Genomic DNA, 17945 nt, shown 5'->3' with positions numbered 1-17945 from the left:
GAGCCCCAAGGGCGTCATTGCGGCAGCAGGCCCAGGGCCTGGCGCAGGGTGGAGATGGCAGCGGCGGCGTCGATGCGGGCGCCGGCGAGTTGGCGTTCGGCCTGGGCGGCTTCCAGCTCCACACGCAGGCGCGTGGGGCCATCGGCTTCGCCCAGGCGGAAGGCCTTGTCGATAAAGCCGCGTGTGCCCTGCGCCAGCGCTGCGTTGCGTGCCAGCGCATCGCGCTGGGCCTGCGTGGCCTTCAAGCGGGCCACAGCGGCAGCGATGTCGGCGGCCAGCCGGTCGCGCTCGGCAGCAGCGCGTACTTCTGCGGCCAAGGCTTCGGCACGGGCGGCGGCCTGCTTGGCCTGCGCCCGGTCGCCCCCGCCCAGGGGCACGCGCAGGCCCACGGTGAAGGTCTGCTGGTAGCGGTCGCCCGCCTGCTCGCGCGCCCGGGTGGCAGCCACCGTCAGCTCAGGGTTGGCGCGGGTCTGCACGGCGGCCAGGTCGGCGGCGCGGCGGGCCACCTCGGCCTGATCCTGCCAGTCGGCTGCGGCGGGGTGCTGGGCAGCGGCCGTGGTGGCGTCGGGCACGGGGGGCTCGGGCTCTGCGGCGTCGGCCAGCGCCAAGCCGGGCTCGGCCTGCACGCCCCAGGCGGCCAATGCGGCCTGGGCGGCGTCGCGTGCGCCCTGGGCCTCGGCCAGGGCGGCTTCGGCCTGGGCCACGACGCCGTCTGCTTGGGCCTGATCGGCACGCGACAAATCTCCCGCACGCACGCGGCGCGCCACATCGGCGGCCAAGCGCTGGGCGTTGTTCAGCCGGTCTTGCGCCAACGCCCAGTCGGTCTGCGCGCGCTGCGCGGCCCACCAGGCTTCGCGCACGGTGGCGGCCAGTTGCAGCTGCGCGGCACGCTGGCGGCTGTTCAGCGCCTGCAGTTCAGCGTCGGCCAAGGCTGCCTTGCGGGCGCGCTCGCCGGGTAGCCACAGTGGCAGGGCCAGGCCCACCTCGGCTTCGCGGCTGCCCTGGTTGCTGCCGGGGCGGTCGGTTTTGGTGGACAGCTCCAGCGCAACCGGCTCGGCCGTCCAGGCCGCTGCCGCGCTGCGTGTTGCCCGCGCGGCCTCGCGCCGCAAGGCGACAGACTGCGCCTCAGGCTGGCGTTGCCAGGCCTGGTCAAACAGGGCCTGGAGCGTGAGGGGCCCTGTGCGGGGGTTAGAAGTCTGGGCCTGTGCAGCACTGCCCAGCAGTGCCCAGCCCAGCCCCATCACCACCAGCGCGGAGATGGGCTTGTGTTGTCGTTGTTTTGTTGATTGCATCCGATTCCTCTGCAATGGCCGGAGGGCCACAGGTTGAAATCGGCGAGGCGCGATGGTGGTCAGAAACGATCAAGTGCACACGCAGGCGTCAGCGCGCGCGTCGCGACCGCCCCGCAAGGCAGGTCTCGATCCACATCCAAATGAAAACGGGACAGCCCAGAGCCCCCGCCTCGCCGCTCAGGCGAGGACAGGCCAGTTGGGGCGTTCAGGGCGCGAAAGGGGAGCTGGAGGCCAGGCTGGTGCCGCTTGGGCCGGCGGGCGGGCGGCAGTCACCACGATGGCATGGTCACCCAGACTGTGCGCGAGACCGCTACCCGCGCCATGGCAGGCGTGACAGTCCATGTCCGCCGGGGTGGCAGTGGACGTCTTGGCGGGATGGACAGGGGATTCGTCGGCCACGTGATCGTGTACGTGGTGGCCAAAGTGCGAGGCTTGCGGTGCGGCTTCGTGCCCGCAATAAGGCGAAGCAGCCGCCCAGATGGACTGGAGCGGCATGAACACCAACAGGAAGATCAACAGCAAGCGGCACATGGACGGCCGGATTCTAGGGACGTTTGTAGAACCCCTACAAACACAGCGAATCGCCCGGACCGATTCAAAGGACTTTGGAGGATGGAAGGCCCACAGGCCGCACCACCTGCAGGGACGAGGGCAGCATCCGCCCCCGCGTCCCCCGCTGCATCAAGCAGCAACTGCCTCGGGCTTCGCAGCCTGCGCCTTGGCGCCTTCAGCCACCACGGGCATGCGGATCAGGTGGTCGAACGCGCTCAGCGCTGCCTTGGAGCCCTCGCCCGCTGCAATCACGATCTGCTTGAACGGCACCGTGGTGCAGTCGCCCGCCGCAAACACGCCGGGGATGTTGGTGCGGCCGTGCGCATCGACAATGATTTCGCCGAAGCGCGACAGCTCCACCGTGCCCTTGAGCCATTCGGTGTTGGGCACCAGGCCGATCTGCACGAACACGCCTTCGAGCTGCACGGTGTGCTCCACGTTCGTGGCACGGTCCTTGTACTTGAGGCCGTTCACCTTGCCGTCAGCACCAGTGATTTCGGTGGTCTGCGCGTTGGTGTGGATGGTCACGTTGGGCAGGCTCTTGAGCTTGTTGACCAGCACGGCGTCGGCCTTGAGCTGGTCCGCAAATTCGATGAGCGTGACGTGGGCCACAACACCGGCGAGGTCAATCGCGGCTTCCACACCGCTGTTGCCGCCGCCGATGACCGACACGCGCTTGCCCTTGAACAGCGGGCCGTCGCAGTGCGGGCAGTAGGCCACGCCCTTGTTTTTGTACTCGGCTTCGCCGGGCACGTTCACGTTGCGCCAGCGGGCGCCGGTGGACAGGATCACCGTCTTGGCCTTGAGCGAGCCGCCGTTGGCCAGCTGCACTTCAATCAAGCCGCCGGGCTGCGCAGCAGGAATAAGCTTGTCGGCGCGCTGCAGGTTCATGATGTCCACGCCATAGGCACGGGTGTGGGCTTCGAGCGCGGCGGAGAACTTGGGGCCGTCGGTTTCGAGCACCGAGATGTAGTTCTCGATGGCCAGCGTGTCATTCACCTGGCCGCCAAAGCGCTCGGCCGCCACACCGGTGCGGATGCCCTTGCGGGCGGCGTACACGGCGGCTGCGGCACCTGCGGGGCCACCACCGACGATGAGCACGTCGTACGGGTCCTTGGCGCTGAGCTTGGCCGCTTCGCGGGCGGCAGAACCGGTGTCGAGCTTGGCGACGATTTCTTCAATGGTCATGCGGCCGGAGCCGAACACCTGGCCATTGAGGAACACCATGGGCACGGCCATGATTTCGCGCTCGGTCACTTCCTGCTGGAAGGCGCCGCCTTCGATGACGGTGGTCTTGATCTTCGGGTTGACGACGGCCATGAGCGACAGTGCCTGTACCACGTCCGGGCAGTTGTGGCAGGTCAGGCTCATGTAGACCTCAAAGTTGAAGTCGCCATCCAAGGCCTTGATGGAATCAATCACGTCCTGCTCGACCTTGGGCGGGTGGCCACCCGTCCACAGCAGGGCCAGCACCAGCGAAGTGAATTCGTGGCCCAGTGGCAGCCCGGCAAAGCGCAGGCTGTTGGTGGCGCCCACGCGCTGCAGGCTGAAAGATGGCTTGCGCGCGTCGTTGCCGTCGGTGCGCAGGGTGATCTTGTCGCTGCGCAGCGACTGGATGGTCGTCAGCAGCTCGCGCATGTCGCGCGCAGTCTCGCTGTCGTCCAGGGAAGCCACCAGCTCAAACGGCTGCTGCACGCGCTCCAGGTAGGCGGCGAGTTGGGTCTTGAGTTGTTCGTCGAGCATGGTGGTGTCCTTTGAATTTGGAGTGGTGATGTCTGGGAGGTTGACGCCTGAGGGCTGCAAATCAAGCCTGCTTGTCAACGTCCGGGCGTAAAAAAGCCGGACGGCATGGCGCGATGGCGCCATGACGCTGTCCGGCTTTAGAGGAGCCGTGGATTAGATCTTGCCGACCAGGTCCAGCGAAGGCGTCAGGGTCTTGGCGCCTTCCTTCCACTTGGCGGGGCAGACTTGGCCAGGGTTGGCGGCGGTGAACTGGGCAGCCTTCAGCTTGCGCAGGGTTTCCGACACGTCGCGGGCGATTTCGTTGGAGTGGATTTCCATCGTCTTGATCACGCCATCGGGGTTGATCACGAACGTGCCGCGCAGCGCCAGACCTTCTTCAGGGATGTGCACGCCGAAGGCGTTGGTCAGCTGGTGCGTCGGGTCGCCGACCAGGGGGAACTTGGCCTTGCCGACGGCGTCGGAAGTTTCGTGCCACACCTTGTGCGAGAAGTGGGTGTCGGTCGTCACGATGTAGACCTCGGCACCGGCCTTCTGGAACTCAGCGTAGTTGTCGGCAGCGTCTTCGATTTCGGTGGGGCAGTTGAAGGTGAACGCTGCGGGCATGAAGATCAGCACGGACCACTTGCCCTTGAGGGACTGCTCGGTCACTTCGATGAATTCACCCTTGCCGCCACGGTTGACGAAAGCGGTGGTCTTGAAGGGCTGAACTTGCGTATTGATCAGGGACATTGCTGTTTCCTTAGTGGTTGGTTGACTGAACAGGACTGAAGTTTAGGCATTTCCAAACCATCAATCCAATTAATTGATTGCATTGAATCAATTGTCAATTACTATACAACTCCCACTGTGGCCTCCCCATGACAACCCTGGTGCGCCACGGGGAACTCAGCCTGTGAACGCGAACGCCTCTCAGCATCACACGCAGCCCGCACGCCATAGCAGGGGCTTGCCTTGCGCTGCTTGATGCGGGTCACGACAATCAGCGCCGAATTCACACATTACAAGGAGTCCCCATGAAAGGTGACGCACAGGTCATTGGCCATCTGCAGGCCCAGCTCAAGAACGAACTTACGGCCATCAACCAGTACTTTCTGCACTACCGCATGCTCAAGCACTGGGGCTTCGACAAGCTGGCCAAGAAGGAGTATTCGGAATCCATCGGCGAGATGAAGCATGCCGACTGGCTCATGGACCGCATCTTTACGCTGGACGGCCTGCCCAACCTTCAGGACCTGGCCAAGATCCAGGTGGGCGAAGACGTGCCGGAGATCCTGGCCTGTGACCTGCGCGCCGAGCAGGGCGCCCAAGCCACCATCAAGGAGGGTATTGCCCACTGCGAAAGCGTGCGTGACTATGTGTCGCGCGACCTGTTGCAAAAGATCCTGGACGACACCGAAGAGCACATCGACTTCCTCGAAACCCAGATCGACCTGATCGGTAAAGTGGGCCTGCAAAATTACCTGCAATCGCAGATGGGCGAGATCGAGTGAGCCAATGAGTGACTAAGGGGTACCCCGACATGGCCCCCCTCTGACCTCCCAACGGGCCTCGGCCCGTTTTTTTTCGCCCGTGCTGGCGCGAACTGCGCACACTCTGTTGCAACTGCACATCAAACCTCGCAGTTTCTTTGTTAGTTAATGCGAATGATTTGCAACCACATTAAAATAGCGGTCGATCATCCCCTGCCGCATCCTGCGCACCGGCTCCCGTTGCAGTGCGCATGAGCAGGCAAGCGCCTGCTCCCGCAGGGCGATGACTTCACCTGGAAGCCAGCCAGCCGGTGACCCGCATCACCGGCAACAGCCAGCGTTTGGTTTGTTCACCCATCCAACGACTGGAGCCCTTGCCCATGCTGCGCAGCCCTGCCCGCCTCCCCCCCTTGGAGGCGCTGTCATCCCCTGATCGCCCAATCGCTGCACCGATGGTCTCGCAGCCATGAAGACCACTCGCGTCGATGGGCGCTACCGGCTGGCCATCACCTCGCGTGCCGTGGCCGCAGTGGGGGGTGGCTATGCACTGGCCGCCGGTTTCACTGCGGCGCTGTCGCTGCTGCTGGCGCAGTGCATGCCACGGGTGGAAGCCGTGCTCACGTCCACCATGTTGTCGTGGGTGGTGTATGCCATCGCCGCAGGCTGGGCTTTTTATGCGCGCACCGCCTGGGGTGCGTGGGGTGGCACGCTGCTGCCCGCAATGGTGCTGGGCGCCAGCGCCACGGCACCTCAATGGATGAGGGCCGCCGCATGACCCGCATCACGGCCCCCTCATGCCAGCCAGTCGATCGGGCATCTGCAAGCACCGCTTCTGAACAAACCCGTAAAGCCAAACCACCCAAGGCGCCCAGCGACCGCGAGGGCTTTCGCCAGGCCATGTCGTGGCTGCACACCTGGGCGGGGCTGATCCTGGGCTGGCTGCTGTTTGCGATCTTCCTCACCGGCACGCTGTCGTTCTTCAAGAACGAGTTCAACCTGTGGATGCGCCCCGAGATGCATGGCCTGCAGCCGGTGGAGGCCGCCGCCCCCCAGGTGGCGCAAACGGCGCAGAGGGCCCTGGACGCGCTGGTGCGCAAGGTGCCCAACGTCACGCAGTGGATCATGCACCTGCCCGATGACCGCGACCCTGCCGTCAACATCCTGTGGCGCGACACGGGCAATGGCCGCTTCGAGACGCTGCGCATGCACCCGCAGACCGGCGAGGCCATCGACACCCGCCAGACGATGGGCGGCGACTTCTTCTACCGCTTTCACTTCGAGCTGCGTACCGCGCAAAAGGGCCGCTGGACCTTGCAGGGCCGCTGGGTGGTGGGCGTGGCCACCATGCTGATGTTTGTGGCGCTGATCTCGGGCGTGATCACGCACCGCCGCATCTTCAAGGACTTCTTCACCTTCCGCCCCACCAAGGGCGGGCAGCGTGCCTGGCTGGACGCGCACAACGTCACCGGCGTGCTGGTGCTGCCGTTCTATCTGATGATCACCTTCAGCGGGCTGATGATCTTCCACACGCTGTACATGCCTGCGGGCATTGCCACGGCCTACCAGAGTGAGAAAGGCGTGGACTCCAACGCGTACTTTGCCGACCTACAGGGCGAGAAGGCCGAAAGCCGCCCCCGGCGCGGCCTCGGCGACAAGGTGGAGCCCCTGCCCGCCATCGCCCTGCCGCCCATCCTGGCCGAGGCCCGCACCCGCTGGGACGGCGGGCGCATCGGCAGCGTGCAGGCGCGCCGCGATGCCAAGGGCCGCGCCGTGGTCGAAGTCACCCGCCACGAGGGCGACCGCCTGCAATACCGCCCGCCCCGCCTGCTGTTTGACGCCACCACCGGCCAGTGGCTGGACCAGGCCGATGCCACCGGCCCCGCCGTCAAGACCTACGGTGTGCTGTATGGCCTGCACATGGCGCGGTTTGCTGATGTGGGCCTGCGCTGGGCGCTGTTTGGATTTGGTGTGCTGGGCAGCCTGATGATTGCCACCGGCATGGTGCTGTGGTCGGTCAAGCGCAGCGCCAAGTCGCAGACGCAGGCCAGCCGCAAAGGGGCAGCAGCCAACACAGACGCCGTCACAAAGGCGCCGTTTGGCGAGCGCCTGGTGGCGGCCATCAACATCGCCACGCTGGCGGGCCTGCCGCTGGCCTGCGGCGTGTACATCGCCTCCAACCGCCTGGTCCAGCTGAACGTGGAGGGCCGGGCCGATGTGGAACTGGCCTGGTTCTTCAGCGCCTGGGGCCTGGCCCTGCTGTGGGCGCTGGCCTGCGCCGTGGTGCGGCCCAGCCGCATGGGCTGGTCGGTGCCGCTGGGCGCGGCAGGCCTGGTGTGGGCGCTGCTGCCGGTCATCAATGCGCTGACCACGCACACCCACCTGGGCACCACGCTGCCTGCGGGCGAGTGGGTGTGGGCCAGCATGGACCTGGCCTTCCTGGCCACCGGGCTGCTGCTGGGCGGGCTGTCGTGGCGCCTGCGCCCAGGCCGCGCACCCCGGGGCAAAGCCGCTGCAACCAAGGCACAGCGCACAACCCCGGTAGCTGCATTGCCTGCGGCCAGCGATGTATCCGCGTCCACCTCGGGGGCCTGAGCACCATGTCCGCTTTTCTGCTGTGTTTTGCGGCCTGGTCAGCCATTGCGCTGGGCATGGACCGCCACCACGAAGACGCCACAGGCCGCGAAGGCGCGGCCCGCAGCCTGCAACAGCTGCGCCGCACCGGGTGGCTGTTGCTGCTGCTGTCGCTGTGGCTGGCCGCACACCCCGCCGGTAGCGTGCCTGCCTCGCTCGGCGTGACCGCCTGGGCCGTGGCCCTGTCAGTGGCCGCTGTGGCCGTGACGGCCGCCGTGACCTGGCAGCCCCGGCGCACACCGCTGCTGGCAGGGATGGCCCTGGTGGCCGGCCTCGGCGCCTGGGCCTGGGGGTGGTAAGCGCGAGGGATGCAGCGGCCCTGCGGGCCCGTCGCTCCTTCTGATCCACCGCCCTCCTCTGCTTCCTTTTCTCCCGCTCTCCGCACCCCTCCCAGCCACGGCCCCAAAGGCCCGCGCCAGGCCCGGTGCCTGCGGAGCCGTTTTCCACCGCGTTGCGCACACACCAAGGACAAACCATGCACGCACCTCAACACAACTCCCTCCAACAGTCGTTCCGCCACCCGCAGGCCATGAACCCGCTGGTTGCAGCCATCCTGGTCGCTTTCTGCGGCACTGCGCTGGCGCAAACCCCAGCGCCTGCCGCCCCCACCCAGACGCTGGGCGAGGTCACCGTGCAGTCCACTAGCGACGATGACGGCTATTCGCCCGCCGCCAGCACCTCGGCCACCAAAGGCAGCGCGCCGCTGCGCGACGTACCCCAGGCCGTGAACGTGGTGCCCGAGCAGCTGCTGCGCGACCAGGGCGCGCGGTCGATGGAAGACGCGCTGCGCAACGTACCCGGCGTGGCCATGAGCCATGGCGACGGCCAGCGCGACCAGGTGGTGATACGCGGCTTCACCGCCATTGCCGACCAGTTTGTAGACGGCGTGCGCGACGATGCGCTGTACTTCCGCGACCTGGCCGACATCGAGCGCGTGGAAGTGCTCAAGGGCCCGGCCGCCGTGCTGTACGGACGCGGGTCATCGGGCGGCCTGATCAACCGCGTGACCAAGAAACCCAAGTTTGGCGAGACCTCGGGCGAAGCGTCGCTGGGCCTGGGCAATTTCGACTACCGCCGCGCCACGGCCGACGTGAACGTGGGCATCAGCGACACCGCCGCCTTCCGCATCAATGCCGCCGTGGAAGACTCGAGCAGCTACCGCGACCAGCAGTTCGTCAAGCGCCACAACTTCGCACCGTCGCTCGCGCTCAAGCTCGCTGCGCAGACCGACTTGCTGCTGCAGTACACCAACGCCCGCGACAAGCGCCTCACGGACTTCGGCATCCCCGCGCTGAATGGTCGCCCAGTCAATGTGCCCGCCAGGACCTACTACGGCTCCAGCAACGCGGCGCAGGACGACACCACCACCAGCACCATGCAGTCGCTGGCGGCCACACTCAACCACCGCTTCAACGACGCCTGGTCGGTGCGCAACGTCACGCGCCTGTACGACTACACGCTGGACCGCTACAACACCCTGCCTAGTGGCACCACCAACCCCGTGGACATGACCGTGGGCCGTACGCGCTCGTTCATCCTGCGCGACGAAAAAGGCTTTTTCAACCAGACCGACCTGACCTGGCGCAACCAGCTGGGCGGCTTGAAGCAAGAGTGGCTGATGGGCGTGGAACTGGGCCAGCAGAAGAAGCGCGCCGAGTCCGTATCGGGCGGCGCGGACCGCGTGCCCCTCCTCAACCCCGGCAACCGCCCCGCCCCGGCCATCCCGGCAGCCAGCTACAACGCCGACAGCGCCATCCCCAGCCACACCACGCAGGACACGGCCGCGCTGTACTGGCAAAACCAGATCACGCTCGCCCCCCAATGGAAGGCGCTGGTGGGCGCTCGCTACGACGTGTTCGGGCAAGAGACCACGTTCGACCGCAAGCTCGCCACGCTCTCGCGCACCGACAAAAAGTTCAGCCCCCGCGCAGGCCTGGTGTGGCAGCCCAGCGATACCGTGTCGTACTACGTCTCGTACAGCAAATCCTTCCAGCCCTCGGCCGAAGCGTTTGCACTGGCCGCCAACACCACCGGCGCCGAGCCCGAGATCACCGAGAACAAGGAGATCGGCGTCAAGCTCGACCTGCTCGATGGCCGCATGAATGTGACCGGCGCGCTCTTCAACCTGGAGCGCACCAACATCAAGAACACCGACCCCGCCAACCCCGGTCGTCAGATCAACGTGGGCACCCAGCGCACCAACGGCCTGGAGCTGACCATGAGTGGCCGCCTGCCTGGCCGCTGGGACGTGAGCGCAGGCTACGCCTGGCTGGACGGCCGCATGACCAAGTCGCTGGCCACCACCACCTCCACCCAGTTGCCCACCGCTGCCATCGCAGCCCAGGGCAAGGTGCCCGCACTCACGCCCCGCAACTCCGCCTTCCTCTGGGCCATGAAGGACCTGGGCCACGGCCTGCGCGTGGGCGGCGGCGTGAACTACGTGGGTGCGCGCTTCACCTCGCTGACCAACCTGGTCACCCTGCCCGCTTACACCACGGTGGACGCCGCCCTGCAGTACACGCTGGGTCAGTGGGATGTGGACGTGAACATCAAGAACCTGGCCAACCGCAAGTACTACGTGTCGGCCCACGGGAGCAACGACAACCTGATCCTGCCCGGCTCGCCGCGTGCGGTGCAGGTGACGTTGCGGACGCGGTTCTGAGGCCCAAGTGAACGGCGGAAGTGAGCCAAGGGCCCCAGTTTCAAAGGAATGTGGCCTCTTCCGCCGGATGCCCAAAACCGGCGCTCCATCGGCCGCAACCGCGTGCTGGAACAGGGCGTGGCTGTCATCAACCCCCACTGCGGGCTCTTGCGGCGAACCCGCTGGGCATCACGGAGGTGTCACGCCCATCTTGTGCACCTTGAAGCTTTCATCCAGGTAGACCGATGACCCCGTCATGCCATAGCCTTCGCAGACGAACCCATTCAAAGGAAGCACACCCGGACCACCAACGATCCGGCCTCGGGCCTCCTTGTACTTCTTGCCAGCACGCCGCGAATCAATGGTGGCGTTGGTCAGGTAGTTGAGGCTCACGCGGTGGGAGGCATTGCTGGAATAGTCTTCATCGTCCTGCTGCTCGCCGATGTGTTCCAGGTCTTTGATCTTGGCGTTGTAGCGGAACTGCAGCGTGAAGCCCGAGAACCGGGCGGCGTCTGCGTAGTAGACCGCCTGAACGAACAATGAATTGCTCTTGATTTCCAGGTTGTAGAACTTGCTGGGGTGGCAGAACTCGCCGGACGTTGAGAGCACCTGATAGCTGCCATCCGCCCTCCCGGTCAGGACAAGCAACCGCTCCTCTCGCTGGCCTTCTCCTTTGTGCTTTGTCAGCAACAGGGCCAGGTCAGGGATGCCATCGCCGTTCAAGTCGCCTTCTGCAGTGGTCCAGACAAAATCGGGATGCCGAAACTCGGGGGGTATTGCAAGCCGTGCCTTTTGCTCCGCAGAGGTGCTTTCGTCTGTGGCGCGCACGTTGCCTGTAAACAAAATGGCCACCACAGCGAGCCATGGCAAGGCCGTCCGGTACAAAGCCCCCATGCCTCTCGCAGATGCGTGCGCAACGGGCTGAACGGCGCCGAATATCGTGGACACGGAACTCTCCTGAAAGCGGCTCGCAGCCGGGGGATGAAGCCCATGCAAGGGTCGCAAACGCGGGTGTGAATGTCTGCAAAACCAGCACGCTGGGGCGACGGCACTATAGCCTGCAGGCGCCCACCCCGCCCTGCGCCCCAGCCCCCGCGCGCGCAATGCTTCCTCTCCTTCGCAGTGTCCGATCGGGAGCAGGCCGCAGCGATTTCGCAACATCCTTGCCCCACACACCATCACGAATACAAACAATTCCCATTTGCAATGTAAAATTGGATTTCCGCCAGCCATAGCCCTTGCCGCGAGCCTTTTCACAGGCCTCCCGGCTGCAGCCAGCACCCACCGTCTTCCGATGTTTCCGGGTTGTCTGGCTTGATGAATCACTTGTTCGCCCTTTCTGTTGCGACAGCGCACCCTGTGCCTGGGGCGGCGCTGGCGGTGGTGCGACTGCCCGACGGCCCTTGCCACACCGCCCCCACGCCATGCTGAGCCCCACCGCCCTGCGCCGCTGGAGCTGGACCCACAAGTGGTCCAGCCTGGTGTGCACTGTTTTCATGCTGCTGCTGTGCATCACCGGCCTGCCGCTGATCTTTCACCACGAAATTGGCCACCTGCTGGGCACCGAGATCGAGGCGCCCGCCATGCCCGCCAACACGCCGCGCGCCAGCCTGGACCAGGTGCTGGCCACGGCAAAAGCGCTGCACCCGGACCGGGTGGTGCAGTTCGCATCACAAGCCGAGGACGATGACAACGTGTGGTTCGTCACGCTCACGCCCACCCCGGCGCCCACCGATGACTTCCGATCCGTGGCGGTGGACGCGCGCACGGCGCAGGTGCTGGCGCAGCCCCGGTTTGACGAGGGCTTCATGTACGTGATGTTCAAGCTGCACGTGGACCTGTTCGCAGGGCTGCCGGGCAAGCTGTTTCTGGGCTTCATGGGCTTGTTGCTGCTGGTGGCCATCGTGACCGGGGTGGTGCTGTATGCGCCGTTCATGCGCAAGCTGGCGTTTGGCGAGGTGCGGCGCGGTCGGTCCACGCGGGTGAAGTGGCTCGACCTGCACAACCTGCTGGGCATCGTCACGCTGGTGTGGGCGTTTGTGGTGGGCGGCACGGGCATGATCAACACGTGGGCCGACCTGCTCATCAAGTACTGGCAGCACGACCAGCTCTCTGTGCTGCTCAAGCCGTATGAGGGCCAGCCCATCGTGCCCGTGGCAGAGCGTGGGCCACTGCAGCAGGCGCTGGAGGCCGCGCAGGCCCAGGCGCCGGGCACCAAGCTGTCGTTCATTGCGTTCCCGGGCACGGCGTTCTCCAGCCCGCACCACAACACGTTCTTCCTGCGCGGCAACGAGCCGCTGACCTCCAAGCTGCTCCAACCGGTGCTGGTGGATGCGCGCACCGCGCAGGTCACCGCATCGCCCCAGCTGCCGTGGTACCTGACCGCGCTGCTGGTGTCGCAGCCGCTGCACTTTGGCGACTACGGCGGCATGCCGATGAAGATCCTGTGGGCGCTGCTGGACATTGCCACCATCGTGGTGCTGGGCAGCGGGCTGTATCTGTGGCTGCGCAAGGGCGTGCAGGCGGCAAGCCCCGCAGCACCCACCGCAGGCAGCGCCACGGGCGGTTTTGCAGGCAGCGCTTTGCCCACATCGGGTGCTGCGCGCTCCACCGAGGGGGCCACATGAAAAAGCACCGCCCTTTCTGGGCCCTGTGGGGCGGGCCCATCGTGATGGGTGTGCTCACCACCACCGGCTTGATCACGGCGCTGGTGTCCGACACCTGGGGCGACTGGTGGTCGTGGGTGGGGCTGGGCATCCCCGTCGCGGTGATGGGCTGGTACGGCTGGCCGCGCGCGCCAGGGCCGACGCCTCCAACGAAGAGCCCCCGCGCAAGCGTGGAGCGGTAAGCGGTTACTGGAGGCCGACATGACGCCCTTATGACGGCCGCTGAAGCGGCTCTCATGCCCCCCGTCTGCGCTGTCGCCCGGTGTGAGCCGGGCGCTGCAACGTTCAGATCAAAAAGCCACCCAGCGCTCATCCATCAAGCGCAGGCAGCTATCAAAAAGTGAGCTTCACTACACCCACCCTTGCGGTGGTGCAGCGGGCTGCGCGCTGCGTTTGGAGCAGCGCTCCGGAATCCCAAACCAAAGAGAGGAAATATCCATGTCCATGTCTTGCGCTCCCACCTCCCCACGCCCTTGGCTGGCTGCCGTGCTGGCCATAGCCGGCGTATCTGCCCTGGCCCCTGCCCACGCCCACCAGGTGTGGCTGGAGAACGCCGGGGGCCAGGCGCGCCTGCACTTTGGCGAGTTCAACGACAACCTGCGCGAGACATCGCCTGGCCGGCTCGACCAGTTCAAGGGCGTGCCCCTGCTGGAACAACAACGCACCGGCGCCCCGGCGCAGCGCGTGGACGGCCAACTGGGCAAAGATGCCTTCGTCTACGCCACCACCGGCAGCCCAGACACGCTGTTTGCAACGCCTACCTACCCCGTGATCGACCGCAGCAAGCGCAACCTGCCCGCGATGTACTGGCAGCCCGCCGCCCGCTGGGTGGCCAGCCTGGCCAAGCCCGTAGTCCCCACCGCTGCGCTGGACCTGGTGCCCACCGGCCAGCCCGGTGAGCTGAAGGTGGTCTACCGGGGCGCCCCCTTGCCCAAGGCCAAGGTGCAGCTGGCCGCGCCCTCGGGCTGGACGCGCGAGGCCGAGGCGGGTGAAGACGGCACGGTGACCTTCGTCACCCCCTGGAAGGGCCAGTACGTGGCCGAGGTGAAGCACAGCGACAAGACGCCGGGCGAGGCGCACGGCGCACCGTACGGCGAAGCCAGCTACGTGACCACGCTGAGCTTTGTGCTGGCCGAGGGCATGCCCTCTCCGTCGTTGCCGCCAGCGGCCACGCCCGCACCCGCTAGTCGCTGATCAGCGCCCATTTCAAGCAATTCAAGCAAAACCGGCCGCTTGCGCCAGTCGAACATGCCCAAGCAGCTATCGAATCAATAGCAAACCATGCCTCCTTTTCCATCCCGTTCGCGCGCATGCCGCGCGCCGCGCACCGCCGTCGCACAGGCCGCCCTGTTGGTGCTGTGCAGTGCCGCTGCCCAGGCGCAGACCACCACCGTCCCATCGCCCACTGCCGAGGCCACACTGGCCCCGGTCACCGTGTCTTCGGGCGCGGAGCAAGAGAACCCGACGGCACCGGTCACCGGCTTTGTGGCCCAGCGTGCGCTCAGCGCCACCAAGACCGACACGCCACTCATCGAAACCCCGCAAGCCATCAGCGTGGTCACCCGCGACCAGATGGAGGCGCAGGGCGTGCAGACGCTGCGGCAGGTGACGGCGTACACCGCAGGCGCGGTGTCCAACTACTTTGACAGCCGCGTGGACAGCTTCAAGGCACGCAGTGGCGATGTCTCGCAATACCAGGACGGCCTGCTGCGCACCTATGGCACCTACAACACCAGCCGGCCTGACCCCTACACGCTGGAGCGCGTGGAGTTTCTGCGCGGCCCCACCTCCGTGCTGTACGGCCAGGGCAGCGTGGGCGGCGTGCTCAACCTCACCAGCAAGCGCCCGCAGGCCGACACCCTGCGCGAGGTGCAGGTGCAGCTGGGCAACAACGCACGCAAGCAGATCGCCGCCGACCTGACGGGCGCGCTCGACCAGGACGGCCAGTGGCTCTATCGCCTGGTAGCCGTGGGCCGCGACAGCGGCACGCAGGTGGACCATGTGGACGACAACCGCGTGGTGTTTGCGCCATCGCTCACCTGGAAACCCAATGCCGACACGTCGCTCACGCTGCAGGCGCTGCACCAGAAGGACCAAAGCGGCTCGCTCATCGGATTCTTCCCGTGGCAAGGCACGCAGCTGCCCAGCCAGTACGGCCAGATTCCGCGCAACACCTTCATCAGCGAGCCGGGCTGGGATGCGTACGACACCAGTAACAACTCCTGGGGCTACCTGTTCAGTCACCGTTTGAACAGCGACTGGACGGTGCGGCAGAACCTGCGCCGCACTGTGAGCGAGGTGGACTACCGCACCATCTACACCAGCTTCACCGCCAACGCCGCCACGGGCCGCCCTGCGCGCCCCGTGTTCAACAGCGACAACCGCACGCTGGTGCGCGACGCCGTGTGGAACCTCAACACCGGCCGCATGCTGCTCATCGACACGCAGCTCGAAGGCAAGCTGCAAGCCGGCAGCACCGCACACACGCTGCTGGCCGGCCTGGACGTGCAGCGCAACCACACGGGCCAGCAGGCCTGGCGCGCAGTGGCGTCGTCCATCGACGTGTACAACCCGGTGTACGGCAACTTCACGCCGCCCACGGCGGCACAGCTGGTGCGCCAGCCCAGCGTGGTGCAAAAGCAGCTGGGCTTCTACGCGCAAGACCAGATCCAATGGGGCCGCTGGACGGCCACGCTGGGCCTGCGCCATGACAGCGCCCAGACCGATACCGAGGGCCGCCCCGCCGCTGCCGTGGACGACAAGGCCTGGACCCAACGTGCGGGCGTGACGTACCAGATGGACGGCGGCTGGGCACCGTATGTGGGCTATTCCGAATCGTTCCAGCCTCTGGGCGGGCTTGACGCATACGGCACCCCTTACAAGCCCCAGCGCGGTGAACAGTGGGAGGCGGGTGTGAAGTGGCAGCCGCCGGGCCAGGGCATCAGCGCGTTTGCCGCTATGTACACCCTGCGCGAAAAGAACCGCAAGACCACCGACCCCAGCAACCCGCTCAACAGCCTGCAGATCGGCGAAGTGAAGGTCAACGGCTTCGAGGCCGAAGTGCAGGCCAGCCTGGCGCGCCAGTGGGACTTTACGCTGGCCTACGCCTTCACCGACGCCCAGATCAGCCGCAGCAACGCAGGCGACCAGGGCCAGGCCGTGGCCGGCGTGCCCCGGCACACTGCATCGGCCTGGCTGAGCCACCGCTTTGCAGCGCAGGGGCGTGGCGGCTGGGTGGTGGGCGCGGGCGTGCGCTACACCGGCTCGCAGTGGACGGGCACCAGCGCCATCACCACCCCGGCGGCCACCCTGGCCGATGCCATGGTGGCCTACGACGCTGGCGACTGGCGCGTGGCCTTCAACGTGGTGAACCTGACCGACAAGGTGCATATCACCCAGTGCCTGGCACGCGGGGACTGCTTTTACGGACAGGCGCGCACCTACACGCTGACCTCGACGTACCGGTTCTAGGTCCCGGTTCTAGGCGCCGGTTGGCGATCCCACAAGGGATAGTCAAGGGATCGCCGCCACGCCACAAGCTGCCGTGCAGGGCTCGCACGGCGGCAGTGGCCTGTACGCAGCGCCACGCCGGTGCCAGCCCGCGCGGGGCTTGCACCACATGCGCGACCTTCCAAGGGGCTCAAAGGGACTCAGAGGGGCTCCGGGCTCCACCCGAAGTTGGGTTCTGGCGCGCCATACCAGAACCATGTTGCGCCGCAACGACATTTGGATGACAAAAAGGTGTTTACCCCGCTGGCGGCCAATCACGGCGGCCAGTAGCATCCCCCTCCGTTGCAAAGTGCAACGATCACATCACCACAGGCATCAAACTTGCCTGTAGCGGCGGCCCGAAGGCATCACCCCTGTGCGTTTTTGGCCGGTGATTATTTGTCGTCAAACAAAATTTGATTTAAGGAACCTCGCGAATGAAAACATTGAACCGCTGCGCCCTCGCCGCGCTGGCCCTGGTGGGTACGTCTGCTGCCTTTGCACAGAGCAGCGTCACCCTGTACGGCCGGGTCAACACGACCTTCGAACACCAAAAAGACGGCGATGTCTCCAAGACCGGTCTGTTCAACAACTCCTCCCGCTTCGGCTTCAAGGGCCAGGAAGACCTGGGCGGCGGCCTTATGGCTGGCTTCCAGCTGGAAAGCGGCTTTGACTCCAGCACCGGCGCCTCCGACTCGCGCGGCGTGTTCGCTCGCCAGAGCGAAGTGAACCTGGCCGGTGGCTTCGGCATGGTGCGCCTGGGCAACTTCACGTCCGAGTCCTACTACGCCACCGCTGACTTCATCAGCAATCACAACCACGACACCGGCTCGTCGGCGGACGCCCTGTACGCCTACCCTGCCCGCGACGTGAACAAGATCGCCTACCGCACCCCGAGCCTGGGCGGCGCAACGTTCGAAGCCGGCTGGGCCATGCACGAGCAGGCCAGCGGCACCGGTGGCAAGAACAGCGTGGACCTGGCGGCCAACTACGAAATCGGCAAGCTGGGCCTGGGCGCTGGCTATTCCAAGCTGGACGACCAGAACCAGTTCGCGGTGCGTGCTTCGTACTCGACCGGCCCGTTCGTGGTGGGCGCGTACGTGCAACGCGACAAGAACGTGTTCATCGCCAACGGCGGCAACCGCACCAACCTGCGCCTGTCGGCCGCCTACATCATGGGTGTGTCCGAGTTCCACGTGAACGTGGGCCGTGCCGGTAACTACTCCAACGTGTCCAACAGCGCCGCCACCCAGTACACACTGGGCTACAACTACAACCTGAGCAAGCGCACCAAGATCTACACGTACTACACCCGCATCAACAACAGCCAGGCAGCCACCTACGGCGTGTCGGCTCCGGGTAACGACTTCAGCTCCTTCGCCGTGGGCGTGCGCCACAACTTCTGATAGCGCCCCACACGCTGCTGCCCTGACTGGTGGGAGGGCAGACACACAGCCAATTA

The 17945-nt window shown here is 66.0% G+C and carries 15 protein-coding genes; 10 read left to right on the top strand and 5 right to left on the bottom strand.

Annotated elements, in window-relative coordinates; all coding sequences use genetic code 11:
• Nucleotides 1-14: 14 nt before the first annotated feature.
• From ACODSU_RS10125 to ahpC, 4 genes are all read right to left on the bottom strand, one after another.
• Complete coding sequence (locus ACODSU_RS10125) at nucleotides 15-1292, bottom strand: TolC family protein (RefSeq protein ID WP_488842101.1); 1278 nt, start codon at nucleotides 1290-1292, stop codon at nucleotides 15-17.
• Between the two features lie 177 nt (nucleotides 1293-1469).
• The gene (locus tag ACODSU_RS10120) at nucleotides 1470-1823 is read right to left on the bottom strand and encodes a hypothetical protein (protein WP_110959251.1); all 354 of its coding nucleotides are present in this window, start codon (nucleotides 1821-1823) and stop codon (nucleotides 1470-1472) included.
• 150 nt (nucleotides 1824-1973) lie between these two features.
• Nucleotides 1974-3587, bottom strand: a complete 1614-nt coding sequence (ahpF, locus tag ACODSU_RS10115; RefSeq protein WP_488842098.1) for an alkyl hydroperoxide reductase subunit F — start codon at nucleotides 3585-3587, stop codon at nucleotides 1974-1976.
• Nucleotides 3588-3740: 153 nt separating this feature from the next.
• Entirely contained in the window at nucleotides 3741-4316 is a 576-nt protein-coding gene (ahpC, locus tag ACODSU_RS10110) for an alkyl hydroperoxide reductase subunit C (protein ID WP_056061816.1), read from the bottom strand.
• A gap of 284 nt (nucleotides 4317-4600) precedes the next feature.
• Between ahpC and bfr the strand changes: the two genes are divergently transcribed.
• The 5 genes from bfr (at nucleotide 4601) to ACODSU_RS10085 (ending at nucleotide 10349) form a co-directional block, all read left to right on the top strand.
• The gene (gene bfr / locus ACODSU_RS10105) at nucleotides 4601-5077 is read left to right on the top strand and encodes a bacterioferritin (protein ID WP_015013372.1); all 477 of its coding nucleotides are present in this window, start codon (nucleotides 4601-4603) and stop codon (nucleotides 5075-5077) included.
• Between the two features lie 445 nt (nucleotides 5078-5522).
• A complete protein-coding gene (locus ACODSU_RS10100; protein WP_488842096.1) occupies nucleotides 5523-5831 on the top strand; it encodes a DUF3649 domain-containing protein in 309 nt (102 codons plus the stop codon).
• A complete protein-coding gene (locus tag ACODSU_RS10095) occupies nucleotides 5828-7648 on the top strand; it encodes a PepSY-associated TM helix domain-containing protein (RefSeq protein ID WP_488842094.1) in 1821 nt (606 codons plus the stop codon). The genes ACODSU_RS10100 and ACODSU_RS10095 overlap by 4 nt, the downstream gene beginning before the upstream one ends.
• A 5-nt stretch (nucleotides 7649-7653) precedes the next feature.
• The gene (locus tag ACODSU_RS10090) at nucleotides 7654-7986 is read left to right on the top strand and encodes a DUF3325 domain-containing protein (protein ID WP_291441672.1); all 333 of its coding nucleotides are present in this window, start codon (nucleotides 7654-7656) and stop codon (nucleotides 7984-7986) included.
• 176 nt (nucleotides 7987-8162) lie between these two features.
• Nucleotides 8163-10349: a TonB-dependent receptor gene (locus tag ACODSU_RS10085; protein ID WP_488842092.1), complete on the top strand. Its 2187-nt coding sequence runs from the start codon at nucleotides 8163-8165 to the stop codon at nucleotides 10347-10349.
• 168 nt (nucleotides 10350-10517) lie between these two features.
• Here the strand turns inward: ACODSU_RS10085 and ACODSU_RS10080 are convergent, their stop codons facing one another.
• A complete protein-coding gene (locus tag ACODSU_RS10080) occupies nucleotides 10518-11276 on the bottom strand; it encodes a hypothetical protein (protein ID WP_488842090.1) in 759 nt (252 codons plus the stop codon).
• A gap of 476 nt (nucleotides 11277-11752) precedes the next feature.
• On the opposite strand from ACODSU_RS10080, the gene ACODSU_RS10075 reads away from it, so the two are divergent.
• From ACODSU_RS10075 to ACODSU_RS10055, 5 genes are all read left to right on the top strand, one after another.
• Nucleotides 11753-12955, top strand: a complete 1203-nt coding sequence (locus tag ACODSU_RS10075; RefSeq protein ID WP_488842088.1) for a PepSY-associated TM helix domain-containing protein — start codon at nucleotides 11753-11755, stop codon at nucleotides 12953-12955.
• On the top strand, nucleotides 12952-13176 hold the full coding sequence (locus ACODSU_RS10070) for a hypothetical protein (RefSeq protein WP_343734338.1): 225 nt from the start codon (nucleotides 12952-12954) through the stop codon (nucleotides 13174-13176). The genes ACODSU_RS10075 and ACODSU_RS10070 overlap by 4 nt, the downstream gene beginning before the upstream one ends.
• Nucleotides 13177-13432: 256 nt before the next feature.
• Nucleotides 13433-14188, top strand: a complete 756-nt coding sequence (locus ACODSU_RS10065; protein ID WP_488842085.1) for a TonB-dependent receptor — start codon at nucleotides 13433-13435, stop codon at nucleotides 14186-14188.
• A gap of 87 nt (nucleotides 14189-14275) precedes the next feature.
• Nucleotides 14276-16465 (top strand): TonB-dependent siderophore receptor, encoded by a 2190-nt coding sequence (locus ACODSU_RS10060; protein WP_488842083.1) that lies wholly within the window; start codon nucleotides 14276-14278, stop codon nucleotides 16463-16465.
• 455 nt (nucleotides 16466-16920) lie between these two features.
• Nucleotides 16921-17889 (top strand): porin, encoded by a 969-nt coding sequence (locus tag ACODSU_RS10055; RefSeq protein WP_488842081.1) that lies wholly within the window; start codon nucleotides 16921-16923, stop codon nucleotides 17887-17889.
• The last annotated feature ends 56 nt before the right edge of the window (nucleotides 17890-17945 follow it).

The sequence above is a fragment of the Acidovorax sp. FG48 genome (genome assembly GCF_057809085.1).
Note: the sequence above shows the minus strand (reverse complement) of the source record. Positions and strands in the feature narration are given on the sequence as shown.

Excerpts from the sequence above, each read along its gene's own strand:
- ACODSU_RS10125 (WP_488842101.1), bottom strand. The coding sequence starts at position 1,292 with ATGCAATCAACAAAACAACGACAACACAAGCCCATCTCCGCGCTGGTG.
- ACODSU_RS10120 (WP_110959251.1), bottom strand. The coding sequence starts at position 1,823 with ATGTGCCGCTTGCTGTTGATCTTCCTGTTGGTGTTCATGCCGCTCCAG.
- ahpF (WP_488842098.1), bottom strand. The coding sequence starts at position 3,587 with ATGCTCGACGAACAACTCAAGACCCAACTCGCCGCCTACCTGGAGCGC.
- ahpC (WP_056061816.1), bottom strand. The coding sequence starts at position 4,316 with ATGTCCCTGATCAATACGCAAGTTCAGCCCTTCAAGACCACCGCTTTC.
- bfr (WP_015013372.1), top strand. The coding sequence starts at position 4,601 with ATGAAAGGTGACGCACAGGTCATTGGCCATCTGCAGGCCCAGCTCAAG.
- ACODSU_RS10100 (WP_488842096.1), top strand. The coding sequence starts at position 5,523 with ATGAAGACCACTCGCGTCGATGGGCGCTACCGGCTGGCCATCACCTCG.
- ACODSU_RS10095 (WP_488842094.1), top strand. The coding sequence starts at position 5,828 with ATGACCCGCATCACGGCCCCCTCATGCCAGCCAGTCGATCGGGCATCT.
- ACODSU_RS10090 (WP_291441672.1), top strand. The coding sequence starts at position 7,654 with ATGTCCGCTTTTCTGCTGTGTTTTGCGGCCTGGTCAGCCATTGCGCTG.
- ACODSU_RS10085 (WP_488842092.1), top strand. The coding sequence starts at position 8,163 with ATGCACGCACCTCAACACAACTCCCTCCAACAGTCGTTCCGCCACCCG.
- ACODSU_RS10075 (WP_488842088.1), top strand. The coding sequence starts at position 11,753 with ATGCTGAGCCCCACCGCCCTGCGCCGCTGGAGCTGGACCCACAAGTGG.
- ACODSU_RS10070 (WP_343734338.1), top strand. The coding sequence starts at position 12,952 with ATGAAAAAGCACCGCCCTTTCTGGGCCCTGTGGGGCGGGCCCATCGTG.
- ACODSU_RS10065 (WP_488842085.1), top strand. The coding sequence starts at position 13,433 with ATGTCCATGTCTTGCGCTCCCACCTCCCCACGCCCTTGGCTGGCTGCC.
- ACODSU_RS10060 (WP_488842083.1), top strand. The coding sequence starts at position 14,276 with ATGCCTCCTTTTCCATCCCGTTCGCGCGCATGCCGCGCGCCGCGCACC.
- ACODSU_RS10055 (WP_488842081.1), top strand. The coding sequence starts at position 16,921 with ATGAAAACATTGAACCGCTGCGCCCTCGCCGCGCTGGCCCTGGTGGGT.